General features: G+C 70.9%; 3 protein-coding genes. 2 read left to right on the top strand and 1 reads right to left on the bottom strand.

Annotation, left to right across the window (positions count from 1 at the left end; translation table 11 throughout):
- The first annotated feature begins 168 nt into the window (after positions 1–168).
- Positions 169–1113, top strand: a complete 945-nt coding sequence (locus tag P3T35_RS11305; protein WP_101384579.1) for a beta-ketoacyl-ACP synthase III — start codon at positions 169–171, stop codon at positions 1111–1113.
- A 33-nt stretch (positions 1114–1146) separates the two neighbouring features.
- Here the strand turns inward: P3T35_RS11305 and P3T35_RS11300 are convergent, their stop codons facing one another.
- Complete coding sequence (locus P3T35_RS11300; protein ID WP_180356827.1) at positions 1147–1944, bottom strand: HEAT repeat domain-containing protein; 798 nt, start codon at positions 1942–1944, stop codon at positions 1147–1149.
- 575 nt (positions 1945–2519) lie between these two features.
- Between P3T35_RS11300 and P3T35_RS11295 the strand changes: the two genes are divergently transcribed.
- Entirely contained in the window at positions 2520–18371 is a 15852-nt protein-coding gene (locus tag P3T35_RS11295; protein ID WP_101384578.1) for a non-ribosomal peptide synthetase, read from the top strand.
- Positions 18372–18419: the final 48 nt, after the last annotated feature.

Genomic DNA, 18419 nt, shown 5'->3' with positions numbered 1-18419 from the left:
CCTTTAGCTTCCGACCGATCGGTTGCTATATTCCGCAGCAGTACCCCGCGCACGCCGGAGCCCACAGCGGCACCCCGCGCACGCCGGGGTCCGCAGTGGTACCCCCGCGCACGCAGCGACACCCCATGTACTCCAACGCACTGCCCCGCAAGCCAAGGAGAAGAACCTGTGACCGGATCCCGCATCACTGGCCTGGGCCACTACCAGCCGTCCCGGGTGCTCACCAATGACGAACTGGCTCAGATGGTCGACACCAACGACGCCTGGATCCGGCAGCGCACCGGGATCGCCACCCGCCGGATCGCCGCGGAGCACGAGACGGTCGCCGACCTCGCGACGGCGGCGGCCGGCAAGGCGCTCGCGGCGGCCGGGCTGCAGCCCGCCGACATCGGCCTGATCTCGGTCGCCACCTGCAGCGTGATCGACCGCTGCCCCTCCACCGCCGCCCGGGTGGCCGCCCGGCTGGGCATCCCGGCCGCCGTGGCGTACGACCTGAACAACGGCTGCGCCGGCTTCTGCACCGCGCTGGCCACCGCCGACCACTCGATACGGGCCGGCGCCGCCCGGCACGCGCTGGTCATCGGGGCGGAGAAGATGTCGGACGTGACGGACTGGACCGATCGCAGCAGCTGTGTGCTGCTCGGGGACGGCGCGGGCGCGGCGGTGCTGAGCGCCGCCGACGAGGCGGGGGTCGGCCCGGTGCTCTGGGGATCGGATCCGAGCCTGGGCCAGGCGGTCCGGCTGCAGGGCGACTGGCATCCGACCTTCGCCCAGGACGGCCAGACGGTCTACCGCTGGGCCACCACCGAGATCCCCGCGATCGCGCTCGCCGCCTGCGAGCGCGCGGGAGTGGCGCCCGGCGAGCTGGCCGGCGTGGTCACCCACCAGGCCAATCTGCGGATCATCGAGGCGGTGGTCCGGCGACTGGGGTTGGCCGAGGACACCGTGATCGCCCGGGATGTGGTCGACTCCGGCAACACCTCCGCCGCCTCGGTGCCGCTCGCCCTGGCCAAGCTGGTGGAGCGCCGCGAACTCCCGGCGGGCGGCCCGGTTCTGCTGCTGGCCTTCGGCGGCGGCCTCTCCTGGGCCGGGCAGGTCATCAGCTGTCCCTGAACATCGTTGCCTCAATCGACAATTGATAGGCAGTCAGTCCACTTCAGGCTCCCGGATGTCCGCCACCGCCTCGCGCACCTCCGGAGCCGGGTCGACCGCCAACCGGTCGAGCAGGGCGTCGACACCCGGCGTGGACCAGCGCGCCACCGCCCAGACCAGTGCCTCCCTGACGGTGGGGTCGGGATGGTCGGCGAGCCGGGCCAACTGGCCCACCGGGCCGCGTCGGTAGTGGCCGTAGCAGTCCAGGGCTTCGCGCAGCACCGCCGGATCGCCCGGGTCACCTGCCGCCTCGATCCGGGCGAGCAGCACCCGGGAGGGCGGCGGCGGGCCGCCGTCATAGTACGGGCGGCGCTCCCGCAGCCGGCGCGAACCGTACTCACCGCGCACCTGGCAGCGCTCGCAGAGGCACGGGCGGACGCCGTGCGCGTCCGGCCAGTAGCGCCAGCCCACCGACTGCCGCACCGGACGGATGCGATGCACCTCGGCCGGGGTGACCGCCCTGGGCACGAAGACCTCCCAGCCGCGCGGGTCCGGCAGCTCGGCGATGCGCCGGACGGCCTCGGCGGCAGTCAAGGCCTCGGGGGGACGCCCGTAGCGACCCACGGTGACCGGTTCGCCGTCGGGCAGGCGCACTTGGACGGCCACCAGGTTGCGCCGGGCCTCGCTCCGGGCCAGTTCACGCAGCCAGCCGTGGGTGAGCGTGTAGGACGGCAGCACCGGGAAGCAGAACAAGCCACGGGTGCCGTCCGCCCGCCGGGAGGCCGCCCGGACGCCGGCACGCCGGATCCGCACTGCGTTCGCCTCGGCCACGAGGTGCACGAACATCGCCATGCGGCCACCCTACGGGGGCCCGCCACGGCCTCTCCGCGCACTTCACCATTCACGCTCATTCTCCACGCTATAGACACGGATCTGATGCACCGTCGGACGGGAGGCGCTTCGCACTCGAACACGGGGCGACGGGTTCAAACAGACTCCTGTAGCCAAGTCGATTCAACTCGAAACGTTGCCTCGTCGACTTCCGGACAATGCCCGAACGGCGTGGTCACAGCGGAACCCCGAGTTCTTCACGGTGTCGTTTGCCACATTTGCCACACACCTTGAACCCTGGTCAGCGGTGCTCGTCCCTTGCAGATGCCGCAGATGCGCCCATAGCGCCCAGCGGCATCGCTCAAATCCAGCCAGCTGGCTGGTTCCCGTAGGCGATAAGTGCGCACCGGAACGACGCACTTCGAGCGAACTTTTGGCTGATCTTCACTGGTGTGTCGGGTCGCGGAACGTCCGGAGTCTGGTCTCCGGACCATGTTGATCAACATCATGGACCGTCATCGGGCCGTCGAGCCCAGGCAAAGCCCCTACCGCTACCGCGCGGCCTCCCCCGACGCGCACGAACCGGAGTCCAGAAGATGTCGATCTCCAACCCGTCGAGCTGGCCGCTGACCGCCGGCCAGTCCGGCGTCTGGCGGGCGCAGCAGCTCGCCCCGGCCAACCCCGCCTACCAGGTGGCGGAGTGCATGGAGATCTGCGGACCGATCCGGCCCGCGCTGTTCGCCGCGGCGATGCGCCGCCTGCTCGACGAGTGCGACATCTTCCGGCTCCGATTCACCAGCGAGGACGGCGAGCCCCGCCAGCGGCTGATGCCGCCCGGCGAATCCCCGCTGCGGATCGTGGACGTCAGCGGTACTCCCGACCCGTACGAGGCCGCGATGGCCCAGATGCGCGCCGAAGTGGCGGTGCTGCGCGAGCCGATGGCCGGCCAGGGGTACCGATCGATTCTGTTCCGTGCTGCCACCGACCGGTGGTTCTGGTTCCAGGCCGGTCATCACGCGCTATTCGACGGGTACTCCGGGCTGCAGAGCGCGACCCGGATGGCGGAGATCTACACGGCGATGGTCCACGGGCGCGAGCCCGATCCGGAGACTCGACCGGGTGGGCTCGCCAGGCTGCTGGAGCAGGAGTCGACCTACCGGTCCAGTGAGCAGTACCAGATCGACCGTGACTACTGGCTCAGTCAACTGGCCGACCGCCCTGAGCCGGTCTCACTGGCCGGTCGCTTCGCCGAGGCCTCGCACCACCACCTGCGACATGAGGTCACCCTCCCCGCCACCCAGGCCCTGAGGTTGCACACGGCTGCACGCCGCCTGGGCGTCAGCCGCTCGGTACTGCTCATAGCGGCGGCCGCGTTCTACACGAGCCGACTGACCGGGGCCCCGGAGGTGGTCGTCGGTCTGCCGGTCACCGCTCGCGTCGGCAAGGCCTCCAGAGCCGTGCTCGGCATGCAGACCAATGTGCTGCCGCTGCGCATCAAGGTGCAGCCCGGGCTCACCCTCGTCGAACTGATCAAGCAGACCAGCGCCACCGCCCGCGCCGCCCTGCGACATCAGCGGTACCGCTACGACGAGATGCGCCGCGAGCTGCGCTCAGTCGACGCGCCGCTGTTCGGTGCCTTGGTCAACCTGATGGCCTTCGACTACGACCTCACCATCGGCGGCTGCCGCACCCTCTTCCACAACCTGAGCAACGGGCCGGTCGAGGATCTCTCCTTCGTGCTCTATGACCGACAGTCGGGCGATGGTGTCCGACTGTCGGTCGACGCCAACCCGGCGGTCTACGACCCCGCCGAACTCTCCGGCCACGCCGAGCGGTTCACCGCCTTGTTGGACACGCTGGCGAATATTGACGATCCATCGGCTTTGCTTTCTCAGGTTGAGGTGGCGACCGCCGGCGAGCGGCAGCGGCTGTTGGTGGAGTGGCAGCCGAAGCCGGTGGCGGTACCGAGGGCGACGCTGCCGGAGCTGTTCGAGGCCCGGGTGACTGCCGCGCCGGATGCGGTGGCGGTGTCCTTCGAGGGAAGCGAGCTGACCTACGCGGAGCTGAACGCGCGGGCGAACCGGTTGGCGCGGTTGCTGGTTGAGCGTGGTGTCGCACCGGAGTCGGTGGTCCCGGTCGTGATGCAGCGGTCGGTCGAGATGGTAGTGGCGCTGCTGGCAGTATTGAAGGCTGGCGGTGCGTATCTGCCGATCGACCCGGAGCTACCAGCGGAGCGAATCGAATACCTACTGTCGGCCGCCGGCTCCGCGGTACCCGTCACTGCCGAGGTGGTTGGCGAGTCCGCTGACTACGATCCGGGCGATCTGACGGGCCGGCAGCTGGACGCCGACCATCCTGCTTATGTGATCTTCACGTCCGGGTCGACGGGTCGGCCGAAGGGCGTGGTGATTCCCCACGCCGGCATCGTGAACCGGTTGGCGTGGATGCAGGCCGAATACGGCCTCACCAGCGCGGACCGGGTGCTGCAGAAGACGCCGTTCGGGTTCGACGTGTCGGTGTGGGAGTTCTTCTGGCCCCTGCTGGAAGGCGCCACCCTTGTAGTGGCGCGGCCGGGCGGACACCGGGACCCGACATACCTGGCAGAGCTGATCCGCCACGGGCGGGTCACGGTGACACACTTCGTGCCGTCCATGCTGCAGGCCTTCCTCACCGAACCCAGCGCCCGCGAGTGCACCGGACTGCGAGCGGTGCTGTGCAGCGGCGAAGCCCTGTCGGCCGACCTGCGCGACACCTTCGCACGCACCCTGCCCTCCGTTCCGCTGCACAACCTGTACGGCCCCACCGAAGCCTCCATCGACGTCACCTCCTGGCCCTGCGCACAAGACAGCGACAGCGCCTCGGTGCCGATCGGACGCCCGGTCTGGAACACCCAGCTCTACGTCCTGGACGCCAACCTCCAACCCGTACCCGCAGGCGTGCCTGGCGAGCTCTACCTCGCCGGTGTCCAGCTGGCACGCGGCTACCTGGGCCGACCCGATCTGACGGCCGAGCGCTTCGTCGCGGCGCCGTTCGGCCCGGCGGGCTCACGGATGTACCGCACGGGCGACCTCGCCCGCTGGCGGGCGGACGGTGCCCTGGAATACCTGGGACGCACCGACGACCAAGTCAAGATCCGCGGCTTCCGCATCGAACTCGCCGAAATCGAAGCCGCGCTGACCACACACCCGGCAGTCGCCCACGCCGCCGTCATCGTCCGCGAAGACACCCCCGGCACCAAGCAGCTCGTCGGCTACCTCGTCCCCGCCACCAACCTGGACCTCACCGAGGTCCGCGCCCAATTGGCAGACCGGCTGCCCGCGTACATGGTCCCCGCCGCGCTCATCACCCTCGACACGCTGCCCACCACCGTCAACGGCAAACTCGACCGCCTCGCCCTGCCCGCCCCCGACTACACCACCCGCGCCACCCATCGCCCCGCCGCCTCCCCACGCGAACAGCTCCTCTGTGAAGCGTTCGCCGACGTACTCGCGGTGCCGCGCGTCGGCGTCGACGACGGCTTCTTCGAACTCGGCGGCGACTCCATCAGCGCCATTCAGCTGATATCCCGAGCCCGCCAGGTCGGCCTGATCCTGAGCCCCCGCGACGTCTTCATCCACCGGACCGTTGCCCGCCTGGCCGAGGTTGCCCGGGCTCAGGACAGCGCAGTCGTGGAGGACACCGAGGCCGCCCTCGGCGACCTGCCCGCCACGCCGATCATGCACCAGCTGCGCGAACGCGGCGGCTCATACGACTCGTTCCACCAGGCCATGCTCATCACCCTGCCCAGCGGCATCGGCCTCCCGCAGCTCACCGGCGGCCTCCAGCAGCTCGTGGACTGCCATGACGCCCTGCGTGCTCGCCTGCTGGTCGGGCCGGACGGCGACTGGTCGCTGACCGTGCCCCCGCGCGGAACGGTCGCCGCCACCCGGTTGGTCACCCAAGTCGATGCCCGTGACCGGTCCGAGGAAGAACTCGCCGCGCTGGTCCGCCAGGAGGCCCGGGCCGCCCAGCGGCGGCTGGCCCCGCGCGAGGGCACCATGCTCCAGCTGGTCAACTTCACCGGGGCGGCCCAGGAACAAGCGCTGCTGATAATCCATCACCTGGTCGTCGACGGCGTCTCCTGGCGCATCCTGCTCCCCGACCTGCTCACCGCCGCCCGGGGCGGCACGCTCCAGCCCACCGGCACCTCGCTGCGCACCTGGACCCACGCCCTCCACGACGAAGCCGACCGCCGGACCGAGGAACTCCCCTACTGGCAGCAGCTCCTGGCCGAACCGGCAGCCTCGCTCAGCGACGGTGCACTCGACCCGAGCCGCGACACCGTGGCCACCACCGAGCACCTCACGCTGGCACTGCCGCCGGAGACCACCGTGCCGCTCCTCACCACCCTGCCGGCGCTTTTCCACGCCGAGGTCAACGACGTCCTGCTCGCCGCGCTTGCGCTGGCCGTCAACCGCTGGCGCGGCACTAGCGGCCCCGTGCTGCTCGAACTAGAGGGCCACGGCCGCGAAGAACTCAGCACGCGGGCCACCGACCTCTCCCGTACGGTCGGCTGGTTCACGACCGCCTACCCCGTCCGCCTCGCCCCCGGCACCGGCCACCCGGGCCAGGCGCTCAAGGCCGTCAAGGAGCAACTCCGCGCCGTCCCCGACCACGGCCTCGGCTACGGCCTGCTCCGCCACCTCAACTCCGCCGGCCGCGAGCGGCTCGGCAACCTGCCCACCCCACAGCTCACCTTCAACTACCTGGGTCGCCTCGACACCGCCAACACCCAGGCCACCCCCGTCAGCGAGCCGCACGGCGGTCTCTCGCCTGCCACCCCCCTCAACCGGCCGCTCACTCTCGACGCCATCACCGAGGACCGCGCCGACGGCCCCCACCTCACCGCCACCTGGACCTGGGCCACCCACCTGATCAGCTCCGCCGAGGCGCACAAGCTCGCCGAGCTGTGGTTCCAAGCCCTCGGCGAACTGGTCGAACACGCCCGCCAGCCCGACGCCGGCGGCTTCACCCCCTCCGACATTCCGCATGCCACGCTCACCCAGGCTGAGCTCGACCGGCTCCACACCGCCCTCGCGCCGGCCCAGATCCTGCCGGCCACGCCGCTCCAGGAAGGCCTCTACTTCCACACAAGCTACGACAGCGAGGGCTCCGAGGTCTACACCTCTCAACTCGCCCTGGAACTCGCCGGCCACCTCAACCCCGCGCGGCTCCGCCAAGCCGTCAGTGCCCTGCTCGCCCGGCACCCGCACCTCCAGGCCGCCTTTCACCTGGCCGCCGGCGGGCAGCTCCTGCAGCTCATCCCCCGCACGGTTGAGCTGCCTTGGGCGGAGCACGATCTCAGCGCGCTCGCCGAAGCGGACCAGGCCGTCGAGCTGGACCGGCTCCGCTCCGCCGACCGTGCCCGGCGGTTCGACTTCGCCACATCGCCCCTGCTGCGCGTCGCACTGGTTCGGCTCGCAAGCGACCGTCATGCGCTGTTGCTGACCAACCACCACATTCTTTGGGACGGCTGGTCGTTGGGAGTCCTACTTGGGGACTTGATGGAGCTCTACCGAGCCGGGTCCGACGCCGCGCTGGCCCGCCCGGCCACAATGCCCGACTACCTCGGCTGGCTGGCCGGTCAGGACGACGAGGCCGCCCGCGCGGCCTGGGCCCAGGCGCTGGACGGCCTGGACGGGGCCACCCGGCTCAGCCCGACCGAAAACCGCCACGCCGACGTGGCCGAACCGCTGGCGCGGGCATCCGAGTTGCTCTCCACCGAGCTGACCGAGCGGCTGACCGCCACCGCCCGCGACCTCGGCGTGACCGCCAACACCCTGGTCCAGGCCGCCCTCGGCGTCGCCCTCGCCCATTTGACCGGCCGCCAGGACATCGTCTTCGGCTCCGTGGTCTCCGGGCGCCCCGCCGAACTGCCGGGTGTCGAACGACTCGCCGGCCTGCTCATCAACACCATCCCGGTCCGCGTCCGCCTCCTCCCGGGTGACACCGCGGCCTCCCTCCTCACCCGACTGCGCGACGAGCAGTCCGTACTCCTCCCCCATCAGCACCTCTCCCTCGCCGAGCTGCAGCGCGCGGCCGGCCTGGGCGAACTCTTCGACACCGCATACGTCTTCGAGAACTACCCGCTCGACACCGCCGCCCTCAGCCAGGGCAGCGAGCTGCGGATCACAGGCGGCGAGGCTGCCGAGAGCACCCACTACGCCGTCACCGTCACCGGGCTGCCCGGTGACCGACTCGAACTGCGCGCCGACTACCGCCCGCACGCCGTGCGACCCGGCACCGCCGAGCGCATCCCCGCCCTGCTCAAGTACATCCTGCACGCCATCACTGACAACCCCGAGCAGCCCCTCGCTCGCATCGACCTCCTCACCCCTGAAGAGCATCAGCAGGTCACCGCGGCCTGGCAGGCCCCGGCCGTCGCCGTGCCGGCGGCGACGCTGCCGGAACTGTTCGACGCGCGGGTGGCTGCCACGCCGGATGCGGTGGCGGTGGTATTCGAGGACGTCGAGGTGTCGTATGCGGAGCTGAACGCGCGGGCGAACCAGCTGGCGCGCATGCTGATCGAGTGCGGTGTCGCACCCGAGTCGGTCGTGCCGGTCGTGCCGGAGCGATCGGTCGAGATGGTGGTCGCGCTACTGGCCATCCTCAAGGCCGGCGGCGCCTACCTACCGATCGACCCCGAACTCCCGGCCGAACGAATCGAGTACCTGCTGTCGGCCGCCGGCACGGCGGTGTGTGTCACGCCCGAGCTGATCGCCCAGTCCAGCGGGTACGACGACGCCGATTTGGCGGACCGTCATTTGAGTTCGGGGAATCCGGCGTATGTGATCTTCACGTCGGGTTCGACGGGCCATCCCAAGGGTGTGGTGATTCCGCACGCGGGCATTGTGAACCGGTTGGCGTGGATGCAGGCCGAATACGGACTCACCGGTGCTGACCGGGTGTTGCAGAAGACGCCGTTCGGGTTCGACGTGTCGGTGTGGGAGTTCTTCTGGCCGCTGCTGGAGGGCGCCACCCTGGTGGTGGCGCGTCCGGGCGGACACCGCGACCCCGCGTACCTGGCGGAGCTGATCCGCCGTGAGCGGATCACCGTCACGCACTTCGTGCCGTCCATGCTCCAGGCCTTCCTCACCGAACCCAGCGCCCGCGAGTGCACCGGCCTGCGAGCCGTCCTGTGCAGCGGCGAAGCCCTGCCGGCCGAGCTGCGCGACAGCTTCATGCGGACGCTGCCTTCGGTACCCCTGCACAACCTGTACGGCCCCACCGAAGCCTCCATCGACGTCACCTCCTGGCCCTGCGCACAAGACAGCGACAGCATCTCCGTGCCGATCGGACGCCCGGTCTGGAACACCCAGCTCTACGTCCTGGACGCCAACCTCCAGCCCGTACCGGCGGGCGTGCCCGGCGAGCTCTACCTCGCCGGCATCCAGCTCGCACGCGGATACCTGAACCGACCCGGACTGACCGCCGAACGCTTCATCGCCTCACCCTTCGGCCCAGCAGGCACGCGGATGTACCGCACCGGCGACCTCGCCCGCTGGAACACCAACGGCGCCCTGGAATACCTCGGACGCACCGACGACCAAGTCAAGATCCGCGGCTTCCGCATCGAACTCGCCGAAATCGAAGCCGCGCTGACCACACACCCGGCAGTTACCCACGCCGCCGTCATCGTCCGCGAAGACACCCCCGGGAACAAGCAACTGGTCGGCTACCTGGTCCCCGCCACCGACCTGGACCTCGCCGACATCCGCACCCACCTGGCGGACCGCCTGCCCGCCTACATGGTCCCCACCGCCCTCATCACCCTCGACACGCTTCCCACCACCGTCAATGGCAAGCTCGACCGCCGCGCCCTGCCCACCCCCAGTTACGCGGCGAACACCTCGCGCCGGGCCGCCTCGACACCGCGTGAGCAGTTGCTCTGCCAGGCGTTCGCCGACGTGCTCGGCATACCGCAGGTCGGGGTGGACGACAACTTCTTCGAGCTGGGCGGGCATTCGCTGCTGGCGACCCGCCTGGTGAGCCGGATCCGCACGCTGTTCGATGTCGAGCTGCCGATCCGAGCACTGTTCGACGCGCCGACGGTCACGGCGCTGGCGGAGCGGCTGAGCGGCGCCGGGGCAGGCCGACCCGCGCTCACAGCCGGCCCGCGCCCGGAGGTGCTGCCGGTCTCCTTCGCTCAGCGGCGACTCTGGGTCCTGAACGAGCTGGAGGGCCCCAACGCCACCTACAACCTGCCGATGACCGTTCAGCTCGACGGCCCATTGGACACGGCCGCCCTGAAGGCGGCGCTGCGCGATGTGGTGGTCCGGCACGAGGCCCTGCGGACGGTCTTCGCCGCGGTGGACGGCGAGCCCTGCCAGCGGGTGCTGGACGCCGGGTCCATCGACCGGCTCCTGACCCTGGCTCGAGGCGATGATCAGGCTCTCGCCGAGACCGCCACGCGCCCCTTCGCCCTCGGCGACGAGCTCCCGCTGCGCGCCCTGCTCTGCCGGGAAAGCGAGGACCGGCACGTCCTGCTGCTCGTGCTGCACCACATCGCCGGTGACGGCTGGTCGCTCGCCCCGCTCGCCGCCGACCTATCCACCGCCTACGCCGCTCGCCTGGACGGTGCGGCCCCTGCCTGGGCGCCGTTGCCGGTGCAGTACGCCGACTACGCCCTCTGGCAGCGCGATCTCCTCGGCGACGAAACCGACAACGACAGCTTCATCAGCGGGCAACTCGACTACTGGCGGGAGGCGTTGGCGAACCTGCCGGAGGAGCTGGCGCTGCCCACTGACCGTCCCCGTCCAACCGTCGCCAGCCACCTCGGCGGCACGGTCGACATGGCCATCCCGGCCGACCTGTACGAGCGGGTACGGGAGTTGGCACGTGCCGAGGGCGTCACGGTGTACATGGTGCTCCAGGCCGCCCTAGCGGTGCTGCTCTGCCGCCTCGGTGCCGGCACCGACATCCCGATCGGCACCCCCGTCGCCGGCCGCACCGACGAAGCCCTCGACAGCCTGGTCGGCTTCTTCGTCAACACCCTGGTGCTGCGCACCGATCTGTCCGGTGCGCCCACCTTCATCGAACTCCTGAGCCGGACCCGTGAGGCGAGCCTCGGGGCGTTCGCGCACCAGGACACGCCGTTCGAGCGACTGGTGGAGGAGCTGGCCCCGGCCCGCTCGATGGCTCGCCACCCCCTGTTCCAGGTGCTTCTCACCCTCCAGAACAACAAGCAGGCCGTGCTGGACCTGCCGGGCCTGGAGACCGCCGTCCTGCCGCCCGTCCAGCGCGCGGCCCGCTTCGACCTTGACTTCGAGCTGGACGAGGACGTCGAGACCGGCGGCCTGCGCGGCGAGTTGGTCTTCGCCCGCGATCTCTTCGACAACGGGTCGGCCGAGCGCTTGGCCGCGCGGTTCGTGCGGGTCCTGGCTGCCGTGGTGGCCTCGCCGGAGCGGGAAGTCGGCCGGGTCGATGTCCTCGACGAGGCCGAGCGGCAAAGGCTGTTGGATCAGTGGCAGCCGGCGCCCGTGGCGGTGCCGACCGCAACGCTGCCGGAGCTGTTCGAGGCCCGGGTGGCGGCCGCGCCGGATGCGGTGGCGGTGTCCTTCGAGGGCGCCGAACTGACCTACGCCGAGATGAACGCCCGGGCGAACCGGCTGGCGCGCCTGTTGGTCGAGCGAGGGGTGCGGCCGGAGTCGGTGGTGCCGGTCGTGCTGGAGCGGTCGGTGGAGATGGTGGTGGCGCTGCTGGGTGTCGTGAAGGCTGGCGGTGCGTATCTGCCGGTGGATCCGGAGCTGCCGGCGGAGCGGATCGAGTACCTGCTCTCCGCGGCCGGCTCCGCGGTCTGTGTCACCCCTGAGCTGGTCGCCGAGTCCGCCGGCCATGGCCCGGAAAATCTGACTGACCGTCAGCTGAGGGTCGACCATCCGGCGTATGTGATCTTCACGTCCGGGTCGACCGGGCGGCCGAAGGGCGTGCTGGTTCCGCATGCCGGCATCGTGAACCGACTGGCCTGGATGCAGGCGGAGTACGGCCTCACGAGCACGGACCGAGTGCTGCAGAAGACGCCGTTCGGGTTCGACGTGTCGGTGTGGGAGTTCTTCTGGACGCTGCTGGAGGGCGCCACGCTGGTCGTGGCCCGCCCGGGCGGGCACCGGGACCCGACGTACCTGACCGAGCTGATCCGCCGCGAACGGGTCACGGTGACGCACTTCGTACCGTCGATGCTGCAGGCCTTCCTGAGCGAACCGAGCGCCGGCGAGTGCACGGGGCTGCGGGCGGTGCTGTGCAGCGGCGAGGTCCTGTCCGCTGACCTGCGCGACGCCTTCGGGCGTGCTCTGCCCTCGGTGCCACTGCACAACCTGTACGGGCCCACCGAGGCCTCCGTTGACGTCACCTCCTGGGCGTGTGCGCAGGATTCCGCAGGCGTCTCGGTGCCGATCGGGCGGCCGGTGTGGAACACGCGGCTGTACGTGCTGGACGCGGCGCTTCAGCCGGTGCCAGCCGGAGTGCCGGGTGAGCTGTACCTGGCGGGCGTCCAGTTGGCGCGCGGCTACCTGAGCCGGCCGGGTCTGAGTGCCGAGCGGTTCGTGGCGAACCCGTTCGCTGCCGGCGAGCGCATGTACCGCACCGGCGACCTCGCACGCTGGCGCGCGGACGGCGCCCTGGAATACCTCGGACGCACCGACGACCAGGTGAAGATCCGCGGCTTCCGCATCGAACTCGGCGAGATCGAGGCCGCGTTGCTCGCACACCCCGCGGTGGCGCAGGCCGCCGTCGTGGTCCGTGAGGACGTGCCGGGCACCAAGCAGCTGGTCGGCTACCTGGTCCCCGCCACCGACCTGGACCTCGCCGACATCCGCACCCACCTGGCGAAGCGCCTGCCCGCCTACATGGCCCCCACCGCCCTCATCACCCTCGACACGCTTCCCACCACCGTCAACGGCAAGCTCAACCGCGGTGCCCTGCCCACCCCCGACTTCGCCGCCACCAGCACCGGCCGCCGCCCGCAGACCGAACGGGAACAGCTGCTCGCCCGACTCTTCGCCGACCTTCTGAAGCTGCCCGAAGTCGGTGCCGACGACGGCTTCTTCGAACTCGGCGGCGACTCCATCACCTCCATCCAACTCGTCTCCCGCGCTCGCGAAGCGGGCTTGGCCTTCACCGTTCGCGACGTCTTCGCCCACCAGACCGTCGCCCGCCTGGCTGAGATCGCCCAAGCTCAGGACAGCACAGTCGTGGAGGACGCCGGAACTGCCTTCGGCGACCTGCCCGCCACGCCGATCATGCACCAGCTGCGCGAGCGCGGCGGCTTCGACGGCTTCCACCAGGCCATGCTCATCACCCTGCCCAGCGGCATCGGCCACGAGCAGCTCGCCACCGGCCTCCAGACCCTCCTGGACCACCACGACGCCCTGCGCGCCCACCTGGACATCGCGCCCGACGGCCAGTGGTCCCTGCACATTCCTCCGCGCGGATCCCTCAGCGCCGCCGACCTGATCACCCGTATCGAACTGCCCGGCCACGGCACCGGCACCGTCATCGAGCACGAAACCACAGCGGCCCAGCACCGGCTGGCGCCCCGCGACGGTCGGATGTTGCAGCTGGTCCACTTCAGCGGAGGAGCCCAGGACCAGGCCCTGCTGATGATCCACCACCTGGTCGTCGACGGCGTCTCATGGCGCATCCTGCTCCCCGACCTGCTCACCGCCGCCCAGGGCGGCACCCTCCAGCCCACCGGCACGTCACTGCGCACCTGGACCCATGCCCTGCAGGCCGAAGCCACTCGCAGAGAGGACGAACTCCCCTACTGGCAGCGGCTCCTGGCAACTGGCGGAACACTGCTGCCCGGGCACCGACTGGATCCGGTCCACGACACCGCGGCCACCACCGCCGAGTTGACCTTGACTCTGCCTCCCGAGGTCACCGAGCCGCTGCTCACCGCCCTGCCGGCGCACTACCGCGCCGAGATCAACGACGTGCTGCTCACGGCGCTCGCACTCGCCGTGAACCGCTGGCGCGACAGCAACGAGCCCGTGCTCGTCGAACTCGAAGGGCACGGCCGTGAGGAGATCGGCCAACCCACCGACCTGACCCGCACCGTCGGCTGGTTCACCACCGCGTACCCGGTGCGTCTGCACCCCGCCACTCACAACCCCGACCGGGCTCTCAAGGCCGTCAAGGAGCAACTCCGCAGCATCCCCGACCGCGGGCTCGGCTACGGCCTGCTACGCCACCTCAACCCCGGCACCGCGCCCGGGCTCGCAGAACTCCCCACTCCGCAGCTCGGCTTCAACTACCTCGGCCGGTTCGACACGACCGACACCGGGGCGGCCGGGGTCAGCGCTCCGTACGGCGGCCTCGCGCCCACCACCCCGCTCGCTCAACTCCTCTACGTCAATGCCGTCACCGAGGAGCGCCCCGACGGCCCCCATCTCACCGCCACCTGGATCTGGGCGACCAACCACCTCAGCCACGATCGGACCGCCGAGCTCGCCGAACTCTGGTTCCAGGCGCTCCGTTCGCTGGTCGACCAACTCAACGAGCCTGACACCGGCGGACTCACCCCCTCCGACCTCCCGCTCACATCCCTCACCCAGGCCGAGCTCGACCAGCTGCCCACCACTACTCTCACCGAGATCCTGCCGCCCACCCCGCTCCAGGAAGGCCTCTACTTCCACGCCCGCTATGCCGACGACGGACCGGACGTCTACACCACGCAGCTGGCACTGGAGTTGACCGGCACACTCGACCCGACCGCGCTGCGCGGTGCGTTCGAGACCCTGCTCGACCGGCACCCCCATCTCCGCGCCGGATTCGAGCAGTCCGAGACCGGGAAGCTGTTGCAGCTGATCCCGCGCACGGTGCGGTTGCCGTGGTACGGGTCGGATCTGAGGGCGCTGACCGACGCGGAGCAGCAGGCGGAACTGGAGCTGCTCAAGGTCGCCGACCGCACCCGCCGGTTCGATCTGGCCGCGCCGCCGCTGCTCCGGCTGACCTTGGTCCGACTGGCCGAGCAACGCCATGTGTTGATCCTGACGAATCACCACATCCTTTGGGACGGCTGGTCGCTCGGCATACTGGTCGGCGAGCTGTTCGAGCTCTACCGAGCCGGCAGCGGCGCCGCCCTGCCCCGGGCCGCCGCGATGCACGACTACCTCGGTTGGCTGGCCGCCCAGGACGCCGATGCCGCCGATGCTGCCTGGGCGCAGGCACTGGACGGCCTGGACGAGGCCACCCGGGTCGCACTGCCCGACGGCCAGGCCACCGGCCCGCTGGTGCGGGTCAGCGAGGAACTGTCGACCGAGCTGACCGAGCGCCTCTCCGGCACCGCCCGCGACCTCGGTGTCACCGTCAACACCTTGGTTCAGGCCGCACTCGGCATCACCCTGGCCCATCTGACGGGTCGTCAGGATGTGGTCTTCGGTTCCGTGGTCTCCGGCCGCCCGGCCGAACTGCCCGGTGTCGAACGCATGGCGGGTCTGCTCATCAACACCCTGCCCGTCCGGGTCCGCCTCCGGTCGGCCGAGAGCACCGCCGGGCTGCTCACTCGCCTGCGCGACGAGCAGTCCGTGCTGCTCGCGCACCAGCACGTCTCCCTGCCCGCCCTGCAGCAAGCCACTGGTCTGGGTGAACTCTTCGACACCGCCTATGTCTTCGAGAACTACCCGCTGGATGCCGAGGCCCTGACCAGGGGTGAGGGCCTGCGGATCACGGGTGCGGACGCGGCCGACGGCACCCACTACCCGGTGACCGTCGCGGCGCTGCCCGGCGACCAGCTCGTGCTGCGCGTCGACTACCGCCCGCAGGCGGTCCGGCCCGGCACCGCTGAACGCATCCCCGCCCTGCTCAAGCACATCCTCCAGGCCATCACCGACAACCCCGACCAACTCACCGCCCGCATCGACCTTTTCACCCCCGAGGAGCACCGGCAGCTCACCGCGGGCTGGCGGCTTCCGGTGGCCGACCGGCCGTCGGAAGCCACCCTGCCCCAGCTGTTCGCCGCCCAGGCGGCCCGTACCCCGTCGGCGATCGCCGTCTCACTGGACGGTGACGAGCTGACCTACGCCGAACTCGACGAGCGCGCCGAGCGGTTGGCCCGTCTGCTGGTGAACCGCGGCGCGGGCCCGGAGCGCACCGTGGCGCTGGTGCTGGACCGCACTCTCGAGCTGGCGGTGAGCATCCTCGCGGTCGCCAAGTCGGGTGCGGCGTACCTGCCGATCGACCCGGCGTACCCGGCCGACCGGATCGCCTACCTGGTCGAGGACAGCGCACCAGCGCTGGTGCTCGCCACCGAGGCGACCGCGCGGGTGGTCGACGGCCCGGCGCTGCTGCTCGACGCCCCGGCAGTGGTGGCGGAACTCGCCGCCGTGGACCTTGCATCGGCCGAGCCGCTCGCCGGCCCCGGGGCCGACCACCCGGCGTACATCATCTACACCTCCGGCTCCACCGGCATGCCCAAGGGCGTGGTGATCCCGCACCGCAATGTGGTACGTCTGTTCACCGCCACGCGGGACTGGTTCGACTTCGGTCCGGACGACGTCTGGACGCTCTTCCACTCCTATGCCTTCGACTTCTCGGTCTGGGAGTTCTGGGGGCCGCTGCTGCACGGCGGCCGCCTGGTGGTGGTGCCGTACCTGGTCAGCCGTTCCCCGGCCGACACCCTGGACCTGCTCAAGCGGGAGCAGGTCACGGTGCTCAACCAGACCCCGTCTGCCTTCTACCAGTTGCTCCAGGCCGAGCAGGAGCACTCGACGGACGTGCTGAGCGGGCTGCGCACCGTGGTGTTCGGCGGTGAGGCCCTCGATCTGGGCCGGCTCGCCGACTGGTACCGCGCGCACCCGCAGGACGGCCCGCGCCTGGTGAACATGTACGGCATCACCGAGACCACCGTCCACGTCACCCACCGCCCGCTGGACGTCGCGACGGTGGCGGACGCGCCCGGCAGCCTGATCGGCGAGCCGATCCCCGACCTGGCGCTGCGGGTGCTGGACGAGGCGCTGCGCCCGGTGCCGATCGGCGTCCCTGGTGAGCTCTATGTGGCGGGCGCCGGCCTGGCCCGCGGCTACTCGGGCCGACCGGGACTGACGGCGGGCCGGTTCGTCGCCGACCCGTTCGGCGCGCCCGGTGACCGGATGTACCGCACCGGCGACCTGGCCCGCCGGCTCGCCGATGGTGAGTTGGAGTATCTCGGCCGGGCCGACGACCAGGTGAAGGTCCGCGGCTTCCGGATCGAACTCGGCGAGATCGAGGCGGCGTTGCTGCGGCAGCCCGGGGTGCGGCAGGCAGCGGTGCTGGTGCGCGAGGACCAGCCCGGCGACCAGCGACTGGTCGGCTATGTCGTGGGTGCCGGCCTCGACACCGCCGAGCTGCGCGGGCAGTTGGCCGCCGAACTGCCGGGCCACATGGTGCCGGCCGCCCTGGTGGTGCTGGACGCGCTGCCGCTGACCGGCAATGGCAAGCTGGACCGCCGCGTGCTGCCCGCCCCGGCGGCCACCGCCACCGGCACCGGCCGGGCGCCGCGCAGCGAGCAGGAGGAGGTGCTCTGCGCGCTGTTCGCGGAGGTGCTCGACCTGCCGGAGGCGGACATCGACGGCGACTTCTTCGCGCTGGGCGGCCACTCGCTGCTGGCCACCCGGCTGATCGGCCGGATCCGCACCGCACTCGACGTCGAGGTGCCGCTGCGCGTCCTGTTCGAGGCGTCGAACGTCGCCGCGCTGGCCGAGCGGCTCGCGGGCGACCGGGGGGCGGAGACGCTCGACCCGTTCGCCACCCTGCTGCCGCTGCGCACCGGGGGCGAGTTGCCGCCGCTGTTCTGCGTGCACCCGGGTGCCGGGATCGGCTGGTCGTTCCGCGGACTGGCCGACCACCTGCCGCAGGACCGCCCGCTGTATGCGCTACAGGCCCGCAGCCTGCGCGAACGGGACGGGCTGCCGCCGACCGTCGAGGCGATGGCCGCCGAGTACGTCGAGCAGATCCGGACGGTGCAGCCGAGCGGTCCCTACCACCTGCTGGGCTGGTCGTTCGGCGGGGCGGTCGCCCAGGCGATGGCCGCCCAACTGCAGGCCGCGGGCGAGGAGGTGGCCCTGCTGGCCCTGATGGACAGCTTCGCGGGTGTGGAGCTGCCGCAGCCGGACCCCGAGGTGGTGCGCCGGGAGGTGGCCGCCGCCCTGCCGGAGCTCACCGACGCCGAGGCGGCCGCCACGGTCGAGACCTACCTGCGCAGTTCGCGCCTGCTGGCGGAGTTCACGCCGGAGCGGTTCGACGGTGATCTGCTGTTCTTCACCGCCATGACCGACCGCGCCGCCGACGCCCACACGGCGGGCAGCTGGCGCGCGCACTGCACGGGCCGGATCGTCGACATCCCGGTGCACACCGACCACAACGGCATGACGACCGAGGCCGGACTGGCGGAAGTGGGGTCGGAGCTGGCGGCGGCGCTGGCCGGGACCGCATGATGCGTCGGGCCGCCTGCGCAGGCAGGCGGCCCGACTCCCGAATCGAGA

The sequence above is a fragment of the Kitasatospora sp. GP30 genome (assembly GCF_029892145.1).
Lineage (GTDB): Bacteria > Actinomycetota > Actinomycetes > Streptomycetales > Streptomycetaceae > Kitasatospora > Kitasatospora acidiphila.
This window is presented reverse-complemented; position numbering and strand designations above follow the sequence as displayed.